Annotated in this window: 19 protein-coding genes; 11 read left to right on the top strand and 8 right to left on the bottom strand. The window is 41.4% G+C overall.

Annotated elements, in window-relative coordinates; genetic code table 11:
- Window positions 1-132 precede the first annotated feature (132 nt).
- From QOL23_RS01335 to QOL23_RS01325, 3 genes are read left to right on the top strand one after another with little or no spacing between them, the layout of a single operon-like run.
- Complete coding sequence (locus QOL23_RS01335; RefSeq protein WP_283399780.1) at window positions 133-870, top strand: ATP-binding cassette domain-containing protein; 738 nt, start codon at window positions 133-135, stop codon at window positions 868-870.
- Complete coding sequence (locus QOL23_RS01330) at window positions 870-1,811, top strand: SufB/SufD family protein (RefSeq protein WP_283399779.1); 942 nt, start codon at window positions 870-872, stop codon at window positions 1,809-1,811. Before QOL23_RS01335 ends, QOL23_RS01330 begins: the two co-directional genes overlap by 1 nt.
- 22 nt (window positions 1,812-1,833) lie before the next feature.
- Complete coding sequence (locus tag QOL23_RS01325) at window positions 1,834-2,169, top strand: class II SORL domain-containing protein (protein WP_283399778.1); 336 nt, start codon at window positions 1,834-1,836, stop codon at window positions 2,167-2,169.
- Between the two features lie 22 nt (window positions 2,170-2,191).
- Here the strand turns inward: QOL23_RS01325 and QOL23_RS01320 are convergent, their stop codons facing one another.
- Window positions 2,192-3,349 carry an RtcB family protein gene (locus tag QOL23_RS01320; protein ID WP_283399777.1) on the bottom strand — a complete coding sequence of 386 codons (1,158 nt, stop codon included), beginning with the start codon at window positions 3,347-3,349 and terminating at the stop codon, window positions 2,192-2,194.
- A 124-nt stretch (window positions 3,350-3,473) separates the two neighbouring features.
- On the opposite strand from QOL23_RS01320, the gene QOL23_RS01315 reads away from it, so the two are divergent.
- The 8 genes from QOL23_RS01315 (at window position 3,474) to glmM (ending at window position 15,059) form a co-directional block, all read left to right on the top strand.
- A complete protein-coding gene (locus tag QOL23_RS01315) occupies window positions 3,474-5,432 on the top strand; it encodes an aconitate hydratase (RefSeq protein ID WP_283399776.1) in 1,959 nt (652 codons plus the stop codon).
- A 55-nt stretch (window positions 5,433-5,487) separates the two neighbouring features.
- Window positions 5,488-7,695 carry an NADP-dependent isocitrate dehydrogenase gene (locus QOL23_RS01310; RefSeq protein ID WP_283399775.1) on the top strand — a complete coding sequence of 736 codons (2,208 nt, stop codon included), beginning with the start codon at window positions 5,488-5,490 and terminating at the stop codon, window positions 7,693-7,695.
- Between the two features lie 82 nt (window positions 7,696-7,777).
- Window positions 7,778-9,079: an ATP citrate lyase citrate-binding domain-containing protein gene (locus QOL23_RS01305; RefSeq protein ID WP_283399774.1), complete on the top strand. Its 1,302-nt coding sequence runs from the start codon at window positions 7,778-7,780 to the stop codon at window positions 9,077-9,079.
- A 16-nt stretch (window positions 9,080-9,095) separates the two neighbouring features.
- Window positions 9,096-10,946: a citrate/2-methylcitrate synthase gene (locus QOL23_RS01300; RefSeq protein WP_283399773.1), complete on the top strand. Its 1,851-nt coding sequence runs from the start codon at window positions 9,096-9,098 to the stop codon at window positions 10,944-10,946.
- A 126-nt stretch (window positions 10,947-11,072) separates the two neighbouring features.
- On the top strand, window positions 11,073-12,278 hold the full coding sequence (folP, locus tag QOL23_RS01295; RefSeq protein ID WP_283399772.1) for a dihydropteroate synthase: 1,206 nt from the start codon (window positions 11,073-11,075) through the stop codon (window positions 12,276-12,278).
- Window positions 12,269-13,087 (top strand): diadenylate cyclase CdaA, encoded by an 819-nt coding sequence (gene cdaA, locus QOL23_RS01290; protein ID WP_283399771.1) that lies wholly within the window; start codon window positions 12,269-12,271, stop codon window positions 13,085-13,087. The genes folP and cdaA overlap by 10 nt, the downstream gene beginning before the upstream one ends.
- A complete protein-coding gene (locus tag QOL23_RS01285; protein ID WP_283399770.1) occupies window positions 13,071-13,703 on the top strand; it encodes a YbbR-like domain-containing protein in 633 nt (210 codons plus the stop codon). The genes cdaA and QOL23_RS01285 overlap by 17 nt, the downstream gene beginning before the upstream one ends.
- A 12-nt stretch (window positions 13,704-13,715) precedes the next feature.
- Window positions 13,716-15,059, top strand: coding sequence for a phosphoglucosamine mutase (gene glmM, locus QOL23_RS01280; RefSeq protein ID WP_283399769.1), 1,344 nt, complete (start codon window positions 13,716-13,718; stop codon window positions 15,057-15,059).
- On the opposite strand, the gene QOL23_RS01275 is transcribed toward glmM, so the two are convergent.
- From QOL23_RS01275 to QOL23_RS01245, 7 genes are all read right to left on the bottom strand, one after another.
- Window positions 15,056-16,552: a radical SAM protein gene (locus QOL23_RS01275; protein ID WP_283400233.1), complete on the bottom strand. Its 1,497-nt coding sequence runs from the start codon at window positions 16,550-16,552 to the stop codon at window positions 15,056-15,058. The genes glmM and QOL23_RS01275 overlap by 4 nt on opposite strands.
- A gap of 152 nt (window positions 16,553-16,704) precedes the next feature.
- The gene (gene ftsZ, locus QOL23_RS01270) at window positions 16,705-17,811 is read right to left on the bottom strand and encodes a cell division protein FtsZ (protein WP_283399768.1); all 1,107 of its coding nucleotides are present in this window, start codon (window positions 17,809-17,811) and stop codon (window positions 16,705-16,707) included.
- A gap of 9 nt (window positions 17,812-17,820) precedes the next feature.
- Complete coding sequence (ftsA, locus tag QOL23_RS01265; protein ID WP_283399767.1) at window positions 17,821-19,062, bottom strand: cell division protein FtsA; 1,242 nt, start codon at window positions 19,060-19,062, stop codon at window positions 17,821-17,823.
- Window positions 19,041-19,781, bottom strand: a complete 741-nt coding sequence (locus QOL23_RS01260; protein WP_283399766.1) for a cell division protein FtsQ/DivIB — start codon at window positions 19,779-19,781, stop codon at window positions 19,041-19,043. Before QOL23_RS01260 ends, ftsA begins: the two co-directional genes overlap by 22 nt.
- A complete protein-coding gene (locus QOL23_RS01255; protein WP_283399765.1) occupies window positions 19,778-20,653 on the bottom strand; it encodes a D-alanine--D-alanine ligase family protein in 876 nt (291 codons plus the stop codon). Before QOL23_RS01255 ends, QOL23_RS01260 begins: the two co-directional genes overlap by 4 nt.
- The gene (locus QOL23_RS01250) at window positions 20,650-21,966 is read right to left on the bottom strand and encodes a UDP-N-acetylmuramoyl-tripeptide--D-alanyl-D-alanine ligase (RefSeq protein WP_283399764.1); all 1,317 of its coding nucleotides are present in this window, start codon (window positions 21,964-21,966) and stop codon (window positions 20,650-20,652) included. Before QOL23_RS01250 ends, QOL23_RS01255 begins: the two co-directional genes overlap by 4 nt.
- The gene (locus QOL23_RS01245) at window positions 21,953-23,374 is read right to left on the bottom strand and encodes a UDP-N-acetylmuramoyl-L-alanyl-D-glutamate--2,6-diaminopimelate ligase (RefSeq protein ID WP_283399763.1); all 1,422 of its coding nucleotides are present in this window, start codon (window positions 23,372-23,374) and stop codon (window positions 21,953-21,955) included. The genes QOL23_RS01250 and QOL23_RS01245 overlap by 14 nt, the downstream gene beginning before the upstream one ends.
- Window positions 23,375-23,378 lie beyond the last annotated feature (4 nt).

The raw sequence follows: 23,378 nt of genomic DNA, 5'->3' as shown, positions 1-23,378 counted from the left end.
CTCGGTTTGTTTTTGGATTTTCCATTTTACCACCTGATTAAACGAGAATCATTCTCAATAAGCAAGTGAAAGCTATTGACAAAATTTAATGTTGGAAATAAAATTCAGAAAAGGTTATAGAGGAGGTGAAGAGTGGAGCCTATTCTTATTGTAAACGATGTAAGGTTGACTATAGATAATAAACCTATTTTAAAGGGCGTTAATTTAATCGTTGAGAAAGGTGAGATTCATTCAATTTTAGGACCCAACGGTGCAGGAAAATCCACCCTCGCCTCCCTCATCATGGGCATCAACGGTTTAAAGTCACCCACCGAAGGGGAAATCATCTTTAAAGATACTCTAATTAACGGCAAAGAGATTTTTGAAAGAGCGAGGTTGGGTCTCACTTTAGCCTGGCAGGAACCTGCCCGCTTTGAAGGTATAACCGTTGAGGAATACCTGAAGATTTCCGGCAGAAACAATCCAGACCTTGACGTAGAAGAATGCCTTGAGCTTGTTGGTTTAGACAAAAGCTACCTTTTCCGCTACGTTGACGATACCCTCTCTGGCGGCGAAAGGAAAAGGGTTGAGCTTGCTTCCGTTCTGGCAATGAAGCCAGACCTTGCCATTTTAGACGAACCTGACTCCGGTATTGACTTTGCCTCTATGGAAGACATAGCGAAAATGATTAGAACGATGAAAGAGCGCGGCACTACCGTTTTAATGATAACCCATAGAGAAGAAATCGCTGAGATTTCCGACAGGGCAACGTTGATGTGTGACGGTAAAGTAGTTCAAACGGGGGACCCCAAAGCCGTAGGTGAAAAGTTTAAAACGATGTGCGTCAAGTGTGAGGTTAAGAACCCGCAGTTAGTTGGAGGCGACGAATAATGGATAAGAAACTTTTTGAAATAGCTGCTAAAGAGTTTATAAAAGTAGGCTTGCCTGAAGAATACTTTACCAACCGTAAGTTTAACCTTGTTGTTGATAGAAATAAGGTTGTTGTCAGATATCCTGCTCCGGGCGTTAGGTCTGAAGTGATAGAAACTCCAACAGGTGTTAAGACAAAGGTTTACATAGAACCGGGAACGAAACTGGAAGAACCTGTAACCTACTGCTTTGGGGCGAGCAAAAGCGTTGAAGTTCAAACCACTGAAAGTGAAATCATAGTTGGAGAAGGTGCTGACGTTAAGTTTTTGGTTTACGGCGCAATGGCTGAAGGTATAAAGCTCAAGCACAAGAACAAGCTGAAAGTTACCGTTGAAAAGGGTGCGCGTTTTGAGTTTTTAGACCTTCACTATAACGGCGAGGATACCTTCGTTGAGCTTGAAACGGAAACGGACGCTTACGTTGGGGAGAACGCCTACTTCCGCTCTTTGTTTAAACAGACAAAAGGTAGAGCTGGTAAAGTGAGAATTGTTCTTAAAGCTAACGTTGATAAGAAAGGCGTTGCCGTTTTTGAAACAAAGATGATGGGCAAGAAGGACGACGAAATCTACGTTGAAGACGTTATTCACCTTAACGGTGAGGAATCAAGAGGTATATCAAAGAGCAGAATCATAGCCGTTGATGAAACTAAAGCTACGTTTGTGGGAGAAACTTACGGTAACGCTCCTTACTGCCGCGGGCACATAGATTGCTCTGAAGTTATAAGAGGCGAAGATGTTGTGGTTAAAGCAGTTCCGGTAGTTGTTGTTAACGACCAGACTGCTAAAGTTACTCACGAAGCGGCGATAGGAAGTATAGATAAAAAGCAGCTTGAAACTTTAATGGCAAGAGGACTTGACGAGGACGAAGCTGTTGACGTCATAGTTCAAGGAATGCTCAGATAAACTTAATAAAAGGAGGGAACAGATGAAGGTATTTGGTCCTGAAGAAGCAGGAAAGAGGAAGCACACGCCGGTAATTGAAGCACCGGAAAAGGTTAAAAAGGATGAGTGGTTTGAAGTTAGGGTAATCGTTGGAAAGGACATTCCACACCCTAACACAAAAGAGCACTGGATTGAGCACATTTCTCTTTGGGCTGACAACTTTTTAGTTGCAAGGGCTGACTTTGAAGCTGAAAGAGCTGCTTCTGAAGTTGTGTTCAAGGTTAAGCTTGAGAAAAGCGCTGTTTTAACTGCTCACGCTTACTGCAACCTCCACGGCTTGTGGCACAGCGAAGAGGTAAAAGTAGAAGTAGAAGAATAATCTTGGGGCGCCTTCTGCGCCCTTATCCTTTCAAGTTGTAAATCGGTTTAACGAAGGTTTCAATCTCCACAGTTTTCGGCAGGAATTCAAGGATTTCATCTGGGTCTTTGTAGGCAAAGGGTGCTTCGTCAAGGGTGTCTTTATTTACGGTTGTAGAGTAAACGCCTGCTTCTTCAACAGCTTTCTGAAAGTCTGAAACGGAAAACATTTCTTTAGCTTTTCTCCTGCTTACCTTTCTGCCTGCTCCGTGAGGAGCGGAAAAGTTCAGTTCTCTGATACCCTTTCCTCTACCGATAATTAAGCCTGTCGTCAGATTAAAGGGTATTACTACTCTTTCGTCCTTGTGGGCTGAAATTGCTCCCTTTCTTACGCACATATCTCTTTCAAGGTCTATGTAGTTGTGAACGCTTTTGATTATCTTTGATTCATCAAATTCTTCTCTGAAAAATTCTTCAACGATGATTTTCAGTATCGTTCTTCTGTTGAGGTCTGCATACTTTTGAGCCAATTTCATAGCTCGCAAATATTCTCTTCCGCCCTTATTTAAGGGTAAGAATGAAAGGTCTTTAGGAATCTGAGGCATCGCTTTTCTGGTGTATTCTGCTGCCTTTCTCTGAAAGTGGTTGCAAACTCTTAATCCTAAGTTTCTTGAGCCTGTGTGAACTGTTAAGTAAAGCCTGCCGTTTTCGTCTTTTCCTAATTCTAAAAAGTGATTTCCGCTTCCTAACGTTGCTACCTGAAGGATTGGTTCTTGAAGGTCTATTTTGTAGGTGTTTATGAGGATGGACTTTATTTCTGAGAGTAATTCTTTGTCTTCTTTTGAGAGGGGGAGTTTTTTTGCGTTGTTTTTGGTGCGGGAGGTGAGGCCGGTGGGGATTTTTCCTTTAACGAATGCGTCAAATTTCCTTAAGTTAACTTCATCCTCTTTTGCTTTTAACGGATAGGTGTAAACTCCACAACCTATGTCAACGCCGACAATGTTTGGAATTACTACATCGTCAAAGTAACCTGTAAATCCGATAACGCATCCTTTGCCGGCGTGGCAGTCAGGCATTATGACGATTTTGTCTCTAAAAAACGGCAGGTCTTTGATTCTTTCTATTTGTGCTTTTACTTCTGGTTCTAACTCTTTTGCGTAAACATATATAGGAATTCTGCCTTTAATAAAAATTGGTTTCATCGGAAACCTCTCTATTTATCAATTTTGCTTGAAATTTTTACAAATTTTTTACATAATTTTTGCAACCTTTAAAGACTCTGTTTTCTCGGAATCAGATATAGAAATTTATTATAAAGGAGGAGAAATGGGACTGAACATCGTGCAGAAAATTATTAAGACTCACCTTGTTGAAGGGGATATGACCCCTGGTAAACCAATAGCTATAAGAATTGACCAGACGCTTACACAGGACGCTACTGGAACTATGGCTTACCTTCATTTTGAAGCAATGGGGCTTCCAAAAGTTCAAACAGAACTTTCCGTTTCTTACGTTGACCACAACACGTTACAAGCTGGTGGTCCAGAAAACGCAAACGACCACCTTTTCCTTCAAACTGCTGCGGCAAAGTTTGGCGTTTACTTCTCTAAAGCCGGAAACGGTATCTGTCACCAAGTTCACCTTGAAAGATTTGCAATTCCAGGAAAAACTCTTTTGGGTTCAGACTCTCACACGCCAACTGCCGGTGGAATTGGTAGCTTAGCAATAGGTGCTGGCGGAATGGACGTTGCTCTTGCAATGGCAGGAGAGCCTTTCTACCTTACGATGCCAAAAGTTGTAAGAGTTAACCTTTACGGTAGATTGAAGCCTTTTGTTTCTGCAAAAGATATTATCCTTGAACTTTTAAGAAGACTTTCTGTTAAAGGTGGTGTTGGAAAAGTATTTGAATACGGCGGAGAAGGTGTTAAGTATTTAACTGTTCCAGAAAGGGCTACCATTACTAATATGGGTGCTGAGCTTGGAGCTACAACATCTGTATTCCCAAGCGATGAGCAAACCTACCTCTTTATGAAGGCGCAAGGTAGAGAATCTCAATGGAGACCTCTCCAGGCTGACCCGGATGCAGTTTACGATGAAGTTATTGATATAGACCTTTCTGAGCTTGAGCCACTTATTGCTTGTCCACATATGCCGGACAAGGTTGTAAAAGTTAAAGAAGTTGAAGGTAAGAAAGTTCACCAGGTTGCTATCGGTTCCTGTACAAACTCCTCTTACAGGGATTTAAAGACTGTTGGAGAGATGTTTAAGCAGACTGGTGAAAGAGTTCACCCAATGGTTTCTGCTGCTATCTCTCCAGGTTCAAAGCAAGTTCTCAGAATGATGGATAAAGAAGGTTACTACGACGTATTCCTTAGGGCAGGCTTTAGAATTTTAGAGTGTGCATGTGGACCTTGTATCGGAATGGGATTTGCACCACCATCCGGCGGCGTTTCCGTTAGAACGTTCAACAGAAACTTCTATGGACGTTCCGGAACAAAGGATGCGGAAGTTTACCTTGCATCTCCTGAAACAGCAGCAGCTACTGCAATGAAAGGTGTAATTACAGACCCAAGAGACCTTGGTCTTGAGGAGATTAAGGTATTCTTACCTGAAAAGTTTGAAATTGACGATTCAATGATTTACGCTCCAGCTGCAGACCCAGATGAGGTTGAAATCTGGAAAGGTCCAACAATCAACTACGTTGGTTATAAAGAACCTCTTGGCGATAAGCTTGAAGGTGAAGTTCTCTTGAAAGTTGGTGACAACATTACAACTGACCACATTATTCCTGGCGGTGCTAAAATCCTCCCACTCCGTTCCAACATTCCAGCAATTTCCGAATACGTTTACTCTGTTGTGGATGAAAACTTTGCTAAGAGAGCTAAAGAGAAAGGCGGTGGATTCATCGTTGGCGGTGAAAACTACGGACAAGGTTCTTCAAGAGAACACGCTGCTATCGGACCAATGTACCTTGGAGTTAAGGCTGTAATTGCTAAGTCCTTTGCGAGAATTCACCACGCTAACCTTATCAACTTCGGGATCTTGCCGCTCATATTCGTTAATCCTGAAGACTACGACAAGATTGACCAGGGTGACCTCCTTGAAATAGACCTTTCCAACTTTGCTCCTGGCGAGGACAACATCATTACAGTAATCAACAGAACTAAGGGAATCTCCATTCCTACAAAGCACGGACTCAACGAGCGTCAGGTTAACATCATCAAGGCTGGTGGCGTTCTTGCTTACGTTAAGCAGAAGTTTGAAGCGAAGAATAAGTCTAACTAATACTTGGGGGCTTCAGCCCCCTTTTTATGAAGAACATAATTTCAGGAGGTAATAGATGGCTAAAAAGCCCAAAATAGTTTGGACAAAGGTTGACGAAGCTCCTGCTCTGGCTACCTATTCGCTTCTTCCCATTATGAGAAACTTTGTAAAGCATGCTGGCGTGGAAATTGAAGTAAGAGACATATCTCTTGCAGGAAGAATTCTTGCTCAGTTTGGACTTGCTCCAGACGACCTTGCCTACCTTGGCGAGCTCGTTTGGAAACCTGAAGCTAACATTATGAAGCTTCCAAACATTTCTGCTTCCATTCCTCAGCTCATTGAAGCTGTTAAGGAACTCCAGTCTCAAGGTTACGATTTACCTGACTTTCCTGAAAATCCTCAAACTGAAGAAGAGAAAGAAATCAGGGCAAAGTACGATAAGTGTATAGGTTCTGTTGTTAACCCAGTTCTCCGTCAGGGTAATTCCGACAGACGTATTGCCGAGCCGGTTAAGGAGTATGCCAAGAAGCATCCTCACAGGATGGGTGAGGTTTCTCCAAAGTCTGAAAGTTACGTTGCTCACATGAAGTCTGGTGACTTCTACGACCATGAAAAGTCTGTAACTATTAAGAAGGACGGCAAAATCCGTTACGAGTTTGTAGATAAGAACGGAAACGTTCAGGTTCTTAAAGAGATTGAAGTTGGAATGGGTGACGTTATAGATGGAACTTACATGAGCAGAAAAGCTCTTCGTGAGTTCTTTGAGGAAGTAATTAACGATGCTAAAGATAAGGATATTCTTTTCTCCCTTCACGTTAAGGCTACAATGATGAGGGTTTCTGACCCTGTTATTTTCGGCGACGCTATAAGAGTTTACTACAAGAAACTCTTTGAGAAGCACGGCAAGGAACTTGAGGAAATTGGATTTGACCCAAGCAAAGGTCTTATTGACCTTGAGAACAAGCTTTCCAAGCTTCCACCTGAGAAGCAGGAAGAAATCAAGAAAACTCTTGAAGAGATTTATAAAGAGCAGCCTCGTATGTATATGGTTGACTCTGACAGAGGTATTACCAACCTTCACAGACCTAACGATGTAATTATTGATGCTTCCATTCCTGCTGTTATCAAGAACGGTCTCAAAGGTTGGGGACCAACCGGAGAGGTTGACGACTGTGTAATTACTGTTCCAGACCGTTGCTATGCTACTATGTATTCCGAAATTGTTGAAGACATTAAGGTTCGTGGACAGTTTGACCCAACAAAGGTGGGAACTGTTCAGAACGTAGGTCTCATGGCTATGAAAGCTGAAGAATACGGTTCCCACGATAAAACTTTCTTCCCACCAGCTGACGGCGTTATCAGAATTGTTGATGAAGATGGAAACGTTCTCATGGAACATGAGGTAGAAGAAGGCGATATCTACAGAAGTTGCCACACAAAAGACATTGCAATTCGTGACTGGGTAAAACTTGCGGTAAATAGAGCAAAGGAAACTGGTTATCCAATAGTGTTCTGGCTTGACCACTTCCGTGCTCACGACAGAGAGCTTATTGAGAAGGTAAGAGAAGAAATACAGAAGTATGACCTTGAAGGTGTAGAGTGGTATATTAAGCCTCCAAGAGAAGCTATGAAGTTTACTCTTGAGAGATTTAGAAAAGGATTAAACACAATTTCTGTTACAGGAAACGTTCTGAGAGACTACTTAACAGACCTCTTCCCAATTATTGAAGTTGGAACTTCTGCAAGAGCGCTTTCCATCGTTCCGCTCATTGCTGGCGGTGGACTCTTTGAAACAGGTGCTGGTGGTTCTGCTCCAAAGCACGTTCAGCAGTTCGTTAAAGAAGGTCACCTCAGATGGGATTCCTTAGGTGAGTTCCTTGCCTTTGTTGAGGCTCTTAAGCTTGCCTACAAGCAGGCTGGTGGCGACAACAAGAGAATTCTCATAATGGCTGATACACTTTCCAAAGCTGTTTCTAAGTACCTTGATAACGATAAAACTCCTAAGCGTAAAGTTGGACAGCTTGATACCCGCGGAAGCCACTACTGGCTTGCACGCTACTGGGCTGAGGAACTTGCTGCTCAAACAGAGGATGCGGAACTTGCTAAGATATTTGAACCTGTTGCAGCAGCACTTGTTGAAAATGAAGAGAAGATTCTCTCTGAAATCGCTGCAACAGAAGGTTCTCCAAAGGATATCGGTGGTTACTACCATCCAGATGATGAAAAAGCTGCTGCTGCAATGAGACCTTCTAAGACGTTCAATGAAATTATTGATAACCTTTAAGGTTATGTAAGAGTGGTGATTCCGGGCTTCCCAAGCGGGAAGCCCTTTTACCATGTAAAAACGAATTTGCAGGAGGAAATAGATGGCTCAAAGAGGGATTAGAGAATACGACGGCAAGAGAATACTTGCCGAGCACTGGAATGAATATTTTGCTCCGGAATTTGAGTACGATTTCAAGTCTGTGTTAGTAACGCCTGAAACAGACCTTGACAAGTTACCAGAGCAGTATCCGTGGCTTAAAGAACTTCCTTTAGTTGCAAAACCTGACATGCTCTTTGGTAAAAGAGGAAAGTTGGGGCTAATTCTCTTTAAGAAAGAGAAGCCTTGTGACGTTGATTACGAGACTGTTAAGCAGTGGATTAAGCAAAAAATGTCTGAAGACGTTGAAATTAAAGGTAAGAAAGGAAAGCTTACTCACTTCCTTATTGAACCTTGCGTTCCTCACGCTCCAGAAGATGAGTACTACGTTGCAATTACTTTGGGTTATGACGGTGACCACATTTTCATGTCCGCTTTTGGTGGAATTGACGTAGAAGAAAACTGGGATAAGGTAAAGGAAGTTGTTATTCCTGTTCTTGCAAGTGAAGAGGAAGCTGAAAAACTCATTGAAGAGAATGTTCCTGAAGAAATCAAAGATAAGGAAAAGTACGCCGACTTTGTAAAGAGGCTCTACAAGTTTTTTAAAGACATGCACTTTGCTTACCTTGAAATTAACCCGTTAGTTATGGTAGGAAACAAGGTGTATCCTCTTGACTTTGTTGGAAGACTTGACGATACAGCACAATTCTTAGTTGGTAGAAAGTGGGGAGAGATTGAATTCCCGGCAGGATTTGGTGGTGAACTTTCACCTGAAGAAAAGTACATTAAAGAAATGGATGAAAAGTCTGGTGCATCCTTAAAGTTAACAATTCTTAATCCTGAAGGAAGAATCTGGACCTTGGTTGCTGGTGGTGGAGCTTCCGTTGTTTACGCTGATACCGTTGCAGACCTTGGATACGTTAAGGAGCTTGCAAACTACGGTGAATACTCCGGTAACCCATCAAGAGCAGAAACGAGGGAGTACGTTAAAACGGTTCTTGACCTTATGATAAGAAAGAAAGACCCACAGGGAAGACCGAAAATCCTTATCATTGGTGGTGCTATTGCTAACTTTACGGACGTTGCCAAGACCTTTGACGGTATCATTGATGCGTTCAAAGAGTATGCAGATAAGATGAAGGAAGTTGGCGTTAAGATTTACGTTCGCCGTGGTGGACCAAACTATGAGGTGGGTCTTGCAAGAATTAAGAAAGCTGCTGAAGAGCTTGGACTTCCAATAGAAGTTTATGGTCCTGAAACTCATATGACGGAAATCGTTAAAAAAGCTCTTGATGAAAACCCATAAAAACGGAGGGAAAGTAATGAGCAGACCTGATTACATACTTTTTGACAGAAACACAAAAGCGATTTTTTGGAACCTTAACAGAAACGCTATTCAAAGAATGCTTGACTATGATTATGTTGTAGGACGTTCTCCTTCTATCGTTGCAATTGTTGCTCCAACTCAAAGTAGAAAGTTTGAAAAGTTTTTCTTTGGTACAAGCGAGATAATGATTCCTATTTACCGTTCTACTGTTGAAGCTGCAGAAGCTCATCCGGAAGCAGACGTTCTTGTAAACTTTGCTTCTTTCAGAACAGCTTACGACGTTACTATTGAAGCTCTTAACGTTCCTACAATCAGAACGGTTGCTATTACGGCAGAGGGTATTCCTGAAAGACTTGCAAGGGATATGGCTTACAGGGCAAAGTCTATGGGTAAGTGGATAATTGGTCCTGCTACCGTTGGTGGTATTGCTGCCGGTGCCTTCAGAATCGGAAACGCCGGTGGAACGATTGAAAACATCGTTAAGTCTAAACTTCACAGACCGGGTTCCTGCGGACTTGTAACTCGTTCCGGAGGTCTCTTCAACGAGCTTTCTAACATCATTGCGAGAAACGCTGACGGTATTGTAGAAGGTATCGCCATCGGTGGTGACAGATTTCCAGGTTCCGACTTCCTTGACCACCTTTTAAGATTCCAAAAGAACCCAGCAGTTAAATACATGATTATGCTCGGTGAAGTCGGTGGAGAACTTGAATACAGAGTTGTTGAAGCTCTTGAAAAAGGGTTAATCACGAAACCTGTAATTGCATGGTGTATTGGAACAATCGCCAAGCACTTTGGAGGTGAAGTTCAGTTCGGTCATGCTGGTGCTAAAGCTGGTGCAGACAGAGAAACTGCAGATGCTAAGAACAGGGCATTGAGAGAGGCCGGTGCTTACGTTCCGGATTCCTTTAACGACATTCCAGACCTTATCAGAAAAGTTTACGAAGACCTTAAAGCTAAAGGTGAAATTGGCGAGATTGAAGAGCCAGAAGTTCCGCCAATTCCGGAAGATTACGCTAAAGCCGTTAAGGCAGGAAAGGTTAGAAGACCTACAAACTTTATCTGCACAATTTCTGATGATAGAGGGGAAGAAGCTACTTACTGTGGCATTCCAATCTCTGAAGTTGTTGAAAAGGATTACTCCATTGCTGACGTTATTGGACTTCTCTGGTTCAAGAAGAAGTTCCCAGCTTGGGCTTCTAAGTTTATTGATATGGTAATCAAGGTTGTTGCAGACCACGGACCAGCCGTTTCCGGCGCTCACAACGCAAAAGTAACTGCAAGAGCTGGAAAAGACCTTATGTCCTGCCTTGCAACCGGTATCCTCACAATTGGACCACGCTTTGGCGGTGCTATTGACGGAGCTGCTAAATACTTTAAGATGGCTAAAGAGAAGGGAATGGATCCTTATGAATTCGTTGACTACATGAAGAAAGTAGAGAAGAAGCCGATTCCGGGGATCGGACACAGAATTAAGTCAACAAAGAACCCTGATAAGAGAGTTGAACTCCTCAAGAACTACGCTAAGGAAAACTTTCCATCTACAGAACTTCTTGACTACGCTCTTGAAGTTGAAAAGGTTACAACTGCCAAGAAAGAGAATCTCATTCTCAACGTTGACGGAACAATCGGCGTTCTTTTAGTTGATATGTTCAGAAACCTTGGTTACTCTGACGCTGAAATTGACGAACTTATTGAAGCTGGTGCATTCAACGCCTTCTTCGTTCTTGGACGTTCCATCGGATTCATCGGTCACATCCTTGACGAAAAACGCCTCGCTATGCCTCTCTACAGGCATCCGTGGGACGATATCCTTTACGATGTTAAGAGACCTGAAGAAGCTTAGGATTACTGTTTTATTAAGAGTTTTGAAGGCGGGCTTCAAGCCCGCCTTTTTTATTTCTCTATTGACTTTAATGATTTAGGATAATAAAACTTTTTCAGAAAATTTGAGTTGTGTGGGGTTGGAAATTTGAAGATAAAAGAGTTTTCAAGTAGAGAGGAATTTGAAAAGTATTTGCTTTCTGTCGGTAATACGGTTGAAGGAGCCAGAATTCTTTCTAAGAAGTATCCGCTTTATTTGATAGAAATTGAAGGAATAGATACAAGGGCTGCAAACATCCTGAAGCAAGATGCACTTTCTTTGAGGGGAGATTGTGCTGTTCCGAGGAAGGCTTCTTGTTTTGAAAAGGGGACGTGCACAGTTTTACTGATGATTACTAAAAGGGATTTGAAAAGGCTTGTGGAAAAGTTGAAAAAGCAGCCTTTTGGGCTTCCCAAAGTAGCAAAAGAGATTGAAAGCGTTATAGAGAATTACGAAAAGAGCGTATTTGAGATAGATGTTAAAGGTAAAAAACTTGTTTTGGATAAGCCGAAAATAATGGGAATTTTGAACGTTACGCCGGATTCCTTTTCGGATGGTGGAAAGTATGCAACTGTTGATAGGGCTGTTAAACGGTGCGAAGAGATGTTAGAGGAAGGAGCTGAGATTATTGATATTGGTGGAGAGTCAACAAGACCGGGTTCTGAGCCTGTGCCGTTAGAGGAAGAAATTGAAAGGGTTGTGCCTGTTATAGAGGAAATAAGAAAGAAATTGGGAGATGAGTTTTTTATATCTGTTGATACTTACAAAGCAAAGGTGGCAGAAGAGGCTTTAAACGCAGGTGCTGATATTGTTAATGACATAAGCGGTTTCCACTTTGATGAGAAAATGGCAGAAGTTGTTGCCAAATATGACGTTCCTGCTGTTATAATGCATATTAAGGGTAAGCCGAAGGATATGCAGAAAAATCCCCACTACACCGACGCCCCCACCGAAATACTGCAATACTTCCAAAAAACGATAGAAGAAGCAGTTGAAAAAGGCGTAAAAAGAGAGAAACTTATAATTGACCCCGGCATTGGCTTTGGCAAAAGGTTAATAGACAACCTGTGCATACTTAAAAGGCTTAAAGAGTTTAAAGTATTGGGACTGCCGATTTTAATTGGGGCTTCAAGAAAGAGCTTTATAGGACACGTAACGGGAGAAGAAGTGCCGGAAAAAAGAGTTCCCGGTAGCCTTGCTGCAGCCGGTATTGCCGTTCTCAACGGTGCTAAAATATTGAGAGTTCACGACGTAAAAGAGACGAAGCAGTTTTTGGATACTCTACTTGCGATAACGGAGGCATCTTGTTCTTAGAAACCTTTCCACGCCTTACTTTTTGGGACGTTTTAGATATCCTGATAGTGGCGTTCCTTTTCTATAAGGTATTTACTTACCTTGCGGAGACGAGAGCCATACAGATTTTGGTTGGTCTTTTTGTCCTTTTGGTTTTGAGCGTTTTTGCAAAGTTTCTTCACCTTTACGCCCTTTCTTTCATTTTTAATAACCTTTTAACTATAGGGATATTTGCCCTTATTATCATTTTTCAGCCGGAAATCAGGCGGATTTTGGCGAGAATTGGGGAAAAGCAGTTCGGCGTTTTTTCCTCTGTTGAAGAAGCGGAGAAGGTTATAGAGGAGATAGTTAGAGCTTGCGCTACAATGTCTGAGGATAGAATAGGTGCGCTGATAGTTATAGAAAGAGAGATAAACGTTGACAACTACGTTGAATCTGGAACTGTTGTAAACGGCGAAGTATCAAAAGAGCTTTTGGTAACTATCTTTTGGCCCGGTACTCCCCTTCACGACGGTGCTGTTACTATTAAGAGGAATCGGATACACAAGGCTGGAGCTTTCCTACCCCTTTCCCTGAACCAGAGCTTGCCTCAAACCCTTGGGACAAGACACCGAGCGGCGATAGGAATAACGGAAGAGACCGATGCTGTAGCGGTAGTGGTTTCTGAAGAGACGGGAGCTGTTTCTGTTTCCTACTCAGGAAAACTCATTAAGAACCTTGACCCTCAAAAGCTTAAGAAGGTTCTGAAAGGTCTTTTGGTTAAGAAGAGTCCGGAAAAGCGGGGGATTTTTCAATTTTTAAGAGGTAACAAAGGTGAAGAAGCTGCTTGATGTCTTTATATACAACTGGCACTATAAGCTGTTGGCGCTACTCTTTGCCGTTTTATTGTGGTTTATTGCTGCAAGTAAAGAAGTTTCTGAAGCTGAAGTTGACGTAAAACTGAACCTTGTTCCTACCGGCAACTATAAAGTTGAGGATTTCTTTCCTAAAAAAGTAAAGTTGACTGTAGAAGGTTATAGAAAAACTATTCTCTCTCTAAAAGAACGTGGTTACGTTGACTATAAACTCCCTGAATACTTAAACGTTGAAAATGGAACTGCTGTAGTAAAGCTCAAGAAAGACCGTTTTGACGTTCCATCTTCTGTAAAAGTGAAATCGGTTTTTCCTGATACTGTTAGAGTAAAAGTGGAAAGGTTGGTTGAAAAGGCTGTACCGGTTCACTTGAACGTTTACGGTTTGCCTAAAGGCGCTAAAGTTAGGGTTGTACCTAACTACGTTGTTGTCTTAGTACCTGAGAAAGAAAAGAATAGATTGAAATGGGTGGAAACGGAAAGAGTTGACCTTTCTGGCGTGAAGGGAACGGCAGAGATTTACCTTAAATTACTCTGCAGGTATAAAGTTGAGCCTGATACTGTTAAATTGATAATCTTTACCAAGAACAGATAGCGGAGGAGCGGAATGTCAAGAAAGCTTTTTGGAACAGACGGAATTAGAGGTATTGCTAATAAATTTCCCCTTACACCCGAAATGGTTCAGAAGATAGGTGTTTCTTACGGAGTTTATTTAAACGCTAAGTTTCCGGACAGAAAGCACACCGTTGTTGTTGGATGCGATACGAGGATATCTTCCGACATGATAAAGGCTGCATTAGTAAGCGGGTTAACTTCTACGGGAGTTGACGTGGTTGACGTTGGGGTAGTTCCTACACCGGCTATCTCCTACTTTATCAGGGAGGGAAACTTTAGTGGTGGAGTGGTAGTTTCTGCTTCCCATAATCCTTACCAATACAACGGGCTGAAGTTTTTTAACGGAGAAGGTAAAAAGTTTTCTGAAGCTGAAGAGGGCGGTCTTGAGTTGGTGGTATTTAATAAGTATGAGCTTCCAAAGGCTTCTCCTGAAGATATAGGCAGGGTTTTTGACGGAGAAAACTTAGTTGAGAGTTATGAAAAGTTCCTTGAATCTGCTGGAAGGTACTTGGCAGGTTTGAAGATAGGTATAGACTGCGCAAACGGTGCTACGTTCAGGATTGCCCCTCACGTTTTTAAAGCTTTGGGAGCAAAAGTGTTTGTCTTTAACGCCGAGCCAGATGGGAAGAACATAAATGAGAACTGCGGTGCTTTACATCCAGAGTTTATTGCTGAGAAAGTGAAGAGTTTGAGTCTTGACGTTGGATTTGCTTTTGACGGTGACGGCGATAGGTGTATAGCTGTTGATGAGCAGGGAACCGTTATTGATGGTGACAGGATAATAGCCATTTTAGCTGCACACTTTTCTAAAGAATCTCAGAACGTTGTTGCAACGGTTATGAGTAACATGGGACTTGAAAAGTTTTTGGAAGAAATGGGAATGAAGCTTTACAGGACACCCGTAGGTGATAGGTTTGTGTCTGAGAAGATGGAAGAAGTTGGCGCTGTTGTTGGTGGAGAACAGTCTGGTCACGTTATTATCAGGAAGTTTGGCGTTACCGGTGATGGTATTTTAACCGCCGTTATTTTGGCTTCTATAGTGAAATCTTTGAAAAAGAGAATGAGCGAAATAGCCTCTTTAATTAAGACCTATCCTCAAAAGCTTGTTGACGTTAAGGTGAAAGAGAAACCTCCGATTGAAAAGCTTGAAAAAGTCCAGGAAGCCTTGAAGAGAGCTGAGGATATACTTTCTGGAAGAGGTAGGGTTTTAGTCAGGTATTCTGGTACTGAACCTTTGCTGAGGATTATGGTAGAAGCTGAAAGTGAAGGTTTGATAGATGAAATCATAGAAATCTTGAGAGAAGCTGTTGTTAGTGAAGGAATAACTGAAAGCTAATCACACAGTCCACACATTTTGCATCCAGGAAAGCAGGAGGGGGAGCTTTTCCCCTCGTATATCATCTGATACTCTTTCCACAAGTAATTTCTTCTTATTCCGCTTTCTACGATTTCCCACGGAAAGAGCTCATCTTTCTCTCTTTCTCTCGTGTAGAGTTCTTCAAAATTTACGTTCTTTTCCTTCAAAACCTTTCTGAAAGGCGTCTTTTTCATTGCTGAGATAACGGCGGCTTCGCCTACTATCGTGTCTGCCCTTGAAATTATTGCTTGAAGAATGGCAGAACGTACGTTTTCGTGGGTGAGGCGGGTGTGGGGGATTTTTCTCAGTTCTTTCTGCAGGTACCTTATTTTTTTTTCAATTGATGACTTTTTCTCCATTCCAAACCACTGTAACGGGGTGAAAGGTTTGGGAATTACCGGGTTAACGCTTACGTGAATCTCTCCTGCTTTTCCTCTTTCTTTCCAAAAAGGTAAAACGAGTGAGTAAAACTGCTTTGTCATCTTTACTATGCTTTCAACGTCCTCCTGCGTTTCTGTCGGAAGACCTATTAGAAAATAGAGTTTTAAATTCTCGGCTCCTGCCTTAAATAGTTCTTCAGTGAAAGAAAAATATTTTTCATCCGGAACCTTTTTGTTTATTGCGTATCTTAGTTTTTCATTTCCTGTTTCTGGGGCTATTGTAACTGTTTTCTGCCCCGATTCTTTTACTATTTCTAAAACGTAAGGAGAAGGAGAAGAAGCTTTTAAGGAGGAGAATGAGGCTTTCATATCGTACTTTTTCAGTATCTCGTATAAATCTTCCATTTTTGAATAGTCGGTAACGCCTGCTCCTATTAAACCTACTCTTTCCCCGTATTTCGCAGCTAAGGCTATCTCATTTTCTACTATTTCTATCTGTTTTTCTCTGTAAGGTAGCCCCATATACGTAGCAACGCAAAACCTGCACTTTTCTATACAACCTCTGTTAAGTTCTATGAGAAACATATCTTTAAAAGCTGTATCTTCCGTTAAAAAGCATGAGTGAGAAGGATATTCAGGGAAGTAAGGGGAACGGAAGATTTTTCTTTTCTCACCTACTATTTCGGTTAGTCTGTTTTCTTCATTGTAAAGAAAATCATAATCTTTAGAAACTATTACGTTGTCAAAATCGTAAAATGCTGAAAACCCTTTTTCTCTGAATTTTTCAAAGAGTTTTTCTATTCTTCCTTCAGCTTCTCCTAAATAAATCGCATCAAAAATGGGCATAAAGGGAACAGGATTATAGTAAAGACCTATCCCACCGCCGAATATTATCGGAAAATCCCCCCCTTCCTCTTCTCTCAACGTCCTTAAAGGAGGAATGCCAGCCTTTTTTAAAATTTCGGAGATTGTAAAAATGTGGTCTTCATACGTTACAGATATAGCTACAACGTCAAAATCCTTTAAAGGCGAACCTAAAAATAGTGATTGAGAGGAATCGGAAAAGTAAAGGTCGCAGGAAACACCTTCAATGCTGTTAATTAAGGAGTAAACTCTATGTATAGCTAAACTTGAAATACCAACCCGCTCTTCGCCCGGGTATACGAGGCAAACCTTTAGGTTCCCTTTTTTAAACTGAAGATGGCAACAACCTTCAATCAGAGTGAAACTAAAGCTTCACCTCCTTAATCCTCTTCCTTCAGCTGCTCAAGTATCTTTTGAAGGTCTATATCAAGAGTTTCCATAGTATCGTGTGTTTGGAAAGGTGCTCCTGTATAAGAAGATGTTGCTGAAGAAGTTGCCCGCGTTGTAAATCCAGGAATAGGTCTTCCCTTTTCATCAAATCCTGTAGCTATTACGGTAACTTCTATTGAACCTTCCATCTCCTCGTTAACGTTTACGCCGAAGAAGAAGTTCGTATCGTCTCTTTTAGCCCTTTCTTTGATTAAACCTGCAGCAGCGTAAGCTTCATCAAGAGTTAAATCTGGTCCACCTGTAATGTTTACAAGTATTCTACTTGCCCCTTCAACCTGAACGTTTTCAAGGAGAGGGTTATCTATTGCCTTTCTTGCTGCAGTTAACGCTCTGTCTTCACCGCTTGCTTCACCGATACCTATAAGGGCGTAGCCGCCGCTATGCATCACGGTTTTTACATCTGCAAAGTCAAGGTTAATGAGTCCGGGTTTTGTGATAACTTCGGTTATACCTCTAACTGCCTGATATAGAACGTTGTCTGCTAACTTGAAAGCGTTTAGTATGCTCATATCTTTAGGGGCAACGGTAAGGAGCTTCTGGTTGGGAATAACCATCAAGGTATCAACGAACTCCTTTAGTCTCTTAATACCAGCTTCAGCGTACTCATGCCTTTTCCTACCCTCAAAATCAAAAGGTCTTGTAACAACGCCGACGGTAAGAATACCCATATCCTTAGCGATTTTAGCCACGATAGGAGCGGCACCTGTTCCCGTACCACCGCCCATACCGGCGGTAACGAACACCATATCGGAACCTTCAAGGACTTCTCTAATTTTAGGTTCATCTTCAAGTGCAGCCTGTTCGCCGATTTCTGGTTTACCGCCTGCCCCTAAGCCTTTAGTTAACTTTTCACCTATTTGAACCTTTATAGGAACTTGAATTCTTGAGAGAACCTGAGCATCTGTATTTACGGCGATGAATTCAACGCCTTCTATTCCTTTTTCAAACATCCTTTCAACAGCATTTCCACCACCGCCGCCAACGCCTATCACTTTAATTACAGGACCTTGAAAAATCTCATCGGCTATATCAAACATTACATCCTCCTATATAAGTTCGCTGATAAACTGAAAAATCCTCCCCAAAAATCCCCTCTCCTCAAACTCCTTAGTCAAATCTTCCTTTATATCGGAAAGTTTCTTTCTGTTTCTTAAAGAGAGAACGTAATTAGCCGTTCCTACAACCGGCGAAAGGGATGGGTCTTTGTGAACGGGGTCTTTCGTTTCAACGGTTACAGCTGGAGCTTTGAACACCTTACCTGCTAAGTAATCAACGTCCTGAAGCTTTGAAAGACCGCCAGTTAAAAAGACTCTGTTTAAGTTGGAAACGAACGTTGGGTCTTTCTCTGCAAGGCTTTCTTTAATATCTCTAAACAGTTTCCTTAGTTGTAAATGGATAATTGCGGATATGTAAATTCTTTGAAGCTTTTTCGTGGTTGTTCCGTAGTTAATGTTGATTATCTCTTCAGGGTTAACTTTATGGACGTAAGCGCTGCCATGCTGGAAGAAAAGCCTTTCTGCTTCTTTCCTGCTAACTTTAAACGTATTCACTAAAGCTTCTAATATGTCTTCGCTTCCGAAAGGTATATGTTGTGAAAGTATAGGTTTGTCCTCTCTAAAGTAGATGTATTCGGTATTTCCAGCTCCCATGTATAGGAGTAGGTTGTTGTTAAAGTAGGTTTTATCGTCTCTTATTCCGTAATAAGAAGCCAAAGATTGAAGCACTACGCTTTTTAAGTTCAGGTTAACCTTTCTCAGCAGAGACTCTATGTTTTTGATTGATGATTTCGTTGCCAGTATGATAAAAGCTTTCATTCCCAATTCTCTGCCATTGTGACCTATGGGGTTTTGAATGCCCGACAGGTTTTCTATAACGAACTCCTGAGGAATTATGTGGATAACGCTGTAGTGCTGGCGAACAGACTGTCCTAACTTTTTGAGAAGTTCCTTTTTGGCTTTGTTTTTTACTTCGTTAACGTCGCTGTAAGAAATGGTTTGCCATCCTGGGAACGTTATCTTCGTTTCCACTTTGTAACTTAGCGTATGTGCTCCTGTTATGAGGACGTAAGCTTCAGGGGGAACAGTTGTAGAAGATTCTAACTTTAGTTTGTTAAGGGCAGACTGGAGGGAATCTGCCGCCGATTGTAGATTTACGATGTTTCCGCTCTTTATTCCTCTTGAAGGGGCTGTCGTTATGTAAGTTTTCTTTTCATCTCCAGAAATTATAGACAGAGCCGTTCTTATTGATGAAGTTCCTAAATCTATCGTTAAGATTTTTTGGTCAAGCATTTTTCCTTCCTCCCTTCCACAAGCAAGTCGTGGAAACGAAAATCGTAAACTCCTGCGCTTAAATTTGGCGCTCTGGTGGTAAACTTCTTAAAGTTGCTCCAGCTGTTCTCGTTGTTGTCAAGGTAAACCGTTAACCTGTTCTTCCTATAAACGAGGACGATGCCCACGTCGGTAATGGTAACCTGTGGTATCTCCCCTTTAATTTTCGCCTCTTTTAAACGATTTTTTAACAACTTTATCTCTTCCGCTACTATTGGTTTGATTTTAACAAACTCCCCCGAAAGTGTAAACGGAGAAACCTTTCCGTAGTAATAAAAAGCTGGTAGTTTTCCTTTGAAGGTTTTCCCGTTCTTCTCTAAAACGAAGCCGTTTCTCCCTATAAGGTATTGGTTTTCTTTGGTTATCAGGAAATAGGAAGGTTCTTCCCTTTCAAGGCTGATTTCAAGAACGTTTCCTTTTAGAGAAATGTTGTAACCTTTTATCCAGGGAAGGGAGGATAAGACAGATTTCAGGTATTTTATTTCTTGTGGATTTAACTCTTCGCCTAACTTCACTACCGAAAATATGTACTGGCTTATGTATGGTTTCCACTCAGGAGGAACGTTGTTGAATTTTATTTCCACGTTTTGGAGTTTTCCAGGTGCGTTGATTACGGTGTAAGCGGTGAAGCAAGCCAATAAAACTAAAATTGCTAAAACGATGCGTTTTTTTACATTCAACTTTTAAGCATCTCCTCAATTAGTTCTTCAAAGGTGATACCTTCTGCTTTGGCTGCTTTCGGCAAAAGGCTTCTTTCGGTTAAACCGGGAATAGTGTTAACCTCTAAAACGTACGGTGAGTTCCATTTATCCAGGCGAAAATCCACCCTTACGGCTCCTCTGCACTCCAAAACCTTGTAGACTTTTTCGGCTATTCTCTTGATTTTTTCTTCCGTTTTAGGGTGCAGTTTTGCTGGAACTTCGTACTTTGTAGTTTGACTTTTATACTTAGAGTCGTAATCGTAAAAGCCCGTTTCCGTTACTATTTCAACTATCGGTAGAGCTTTACCGTTTACGACGCTGACCGTTAACTCCCTTCCCTCTATGAATTCTTCTATCAGGATTTTCGTGTCAAACTTGAACGCTTCCTCCACCGCTTTCTCAAACTCTGAAGGAGAGCGAACGATGGATATGCCTATTGTTGAGCCTGTTCTTGCCGGCTTAACGACGCACGGAATTTCAAAAGGTTTAACCTCATCGCCTTTAAAGTAAGTTTCACCGGCGGGGACGGGAATGCCGTAGGTTTTTAGGATTCTTTTCGTTGCGTCTTTGTCCATACATATTGCGCTCGTTTCTACGTTGCAACCGGTGTAGGGTAGTTCCGCTATCTCTAAAAGCCCCTGAACTGTTCCGTCTTCTCCTGGGCAGCCGTGGAGGACTACAAATACTTTGTCCGGCTTGAGCTCTTTTAACTTTAGGGATACGTCTCTTGTAAGTTCTAACGGAAAAACTTCGTGCCCTAAGGTTTTGAGGGCTTTTATTACGCTTTCTGCGCTTTTTTGGGAGATGGGGGATTCGGGGGATTTTCCGCCGTAAAGAACAACTACTTTCAACTTCTATACCTCTTTTTTAGAATTTCTACTACTTCTTCCAATCTGTTTGCCCTTGAACCTTTCACCAAAACAGTAGCGTTTGAAAACTCATAACGTTTAATGAAGTTTAAAAATTCCTTTCTATCTACAAAATGGTAAGCCTCTCCGTTAAAAGTTTCAAGGATTGCTGCAGCGTTTTCCCCGGTTGCTATAACTGTATCAATTCTATGTTCCTTTAGCAGTTCCCCCAACTTCCTGTGTTCCTCTTCGGCGTTATCCAACTCAAGCATTTCCCCTAAAACAGCTATCTTTTTACCGCTGTACGTAGATAGAACTTTTATCGCATTTGCCATAGAGATTGGATTGGCGTTGTAGGCATCGTTAATTACTGTTGTTCCTTTTAGTTTTAAAACGTTCATTCTCATTTCCGGCGGCTGAAAGCTTAAAACTGCTTCTTTCAACTCTTTCAATGGAATATCCATCTCTAAAGCAATAGCTGCAGCAACCATTGTAGCGTTGACAACAGAATAACCGGGTATCGGCGTAAAGAATTTCTCTTTTCCATCCTTTATTTTTAAGATGAACTCTGTTCCTTCCGGGCTTAGCTTTACGCTTTGCAGTGATATATATCCCATTTTTCCGAAAGTTATTGTCTTTTTTCCTCTGGAATATTCTCTAAACTCGTAAGGAACTACGGCAATTTCCGCGCTTTCTGTAATAGATAGCTTCTCTTCAACTATCTCTTTAAAGCTTCCAAAGTTTTCCGTATGAGCTTTCCCTACGTAAGTAACTACAGCTATATCCGGTTTAACTATCTCTGTTAATTCTTTTATTTCCCCTTTTTTATTCGTTCCTAATTCCTGAACGTAAACTTCTGCGTTGTTAGGTAGATTTGAGAGTGTGTAAGATACGCCTATTAAGTTGTTGTAGCTTTTTGTGTTAAAGTAGACAGAGAGTCGTTTTGATAAAAAGTGGGACAGCAGTTCTTTCGTTGTTGTCTTACCTACGCTTCCTGTAACGGCTATTGCCGTACCTTTGAAACCTTTTCTCTTCTGAGATGCTATTTTGGAAAACCCTTTTAGCGTATCTTCAACTAAAACTAAAAACTTTCCTGCAGGAACAGCAGGAACAGTATGTTTTTTACTTGCTAAAGCTCCTACTGCTCCTTTTTCAAAAGCGTCATTGATGAAATCGTGACCGTCTCTGTTACCCTTTAACGCTATAAATAGAGAGCCTTTTCCACACTTTCTTGAGTCAAACTCAAAACTATTTACCTGTAAATCTTCTCCTATCAGCTTCCCATTCACGATTCTCGCTATTTCAGACGCTTTCATAAAATCCCCTCACAACTTCACTATCGCTGAAATGGATAACCTTATCTCCTACGATTTGATAATTTTCGTGACCTTTCCCGGCGATTAAAACTACATCATTTGGTTCTTTTACCTTTAACGCTTTTAGTATAGCTTCTTTTCTATCGGGAACGATTTCTACCTTTTCCTTTTCTTCAATGCCTTCTAAAATTTCGGCTATTATCTTTTCTGGGTCTTCGTTTCTTGGATTATCTGAGGTTATTACGATTTTATCGGAAAACCTTTCTGCCACTTTCCCCATTAAAGGTCTCTTTTCTCTGTCTCTGTCCCCTCCGCAGCCAAAAACAGTTATGATTTTGCTCGGTTTTAGTTCTCTTAGCGCTTTTAAAACTTTCTCAAGGGCATCAGGGGTGTGAGCGTAATCAACAAATACGTTTGGTGCTACCTCTTCAAGCCTTCCTGGCACGTAGATATCTAAAAAAACGTTTTTTAAATCTTCATGACGGTATCCCATGCAACGCAGTATTGAATAAGCAGCTGCAACGTTATAAGCGTTGAACTCTCCTTTTAGATTAGTTCTAACAGTTTCACCATTTATAGTGATTGTTAAACCGTTCCTGTTTTGAATAAAGCTGAAGGCGAAGTCTCCATCTTTACCGTAGCTCAAGGTTTTACAAGAGAATATCCCTTTTAAGCCGTAAAGAAAACTTCCGTATTTATCGTCTGTGTTTATAAGTACAGTATTCTTCGTGCGGAAAAGTAGTTTCTCCTTCGCGGTTAAGTAGTTTTCCATGTTGACGTGGAAATCCAGGTGTTCAGGTGAAAGGTTTGTAAAGCATGAATAATCAAACTCTGCAGGGTAAGTTCTGTAAAGTTCAAGACCGTGGGATGAAACTTCTATAACAACGTTTTCAGCTCCGGCTTCTTTTATCTCTTTTAGCGTTTTGAAGAACTCAATAGAGGAGGGAGTCGTCCTTACCGAAGCTGTTTCTTTCTGAGGAATTCCTTTTTTTACCGTTCCGATTATTCCTGTAAGCGTTCCTAAGCGATTTAAAGCGTGGTATAGAACGAAAGTGGTAGTCGTTTTTCCGTTTGTTCCTGTTACTCCTATAAGTCTTAGTGATTTATGAGGATTGCCAAAGAACTTGGCTGCAGCAAAAGAGAGTAACTTCCTTGCGTTTTTGACCAGTATTACGTTACGATTCTTGTACGTTTTAAATGCTCTTTGCGAATCTGTTACTACTGCTAAAGCTCCTTTGTTGAACGCTTCTTCAATGTAAGCGTTACCGTCAGTTTTGAAGCCTTTTATCGCGAAAAAAAGGAAGTTAGCTTTAACTTCCTTAGAATTATCCGTAATTCCTTTAACTTCCTTCCAGGCAAGTTCCGAAGGTAGCTGTGCTACTTCTCTAAGGAGTTCTCCTAACTTCAATAAA

The organism is Desulfurobacterium pacificum (genome assembly GCF_900182835.1).
GTDB classification, from domain to species: domain Bacteria; phylum Aquificota; class Aquificia; order Desulfurobacteriales; family Desulfurobacteriaceae; genus Desulfurobacterium_B; species Desulfurobacterium_B pacificum.
Note: the sequence above shows the minus strand (reverse complement) of the source record. Positions and strands in the feature narration are given on the sequence as shown.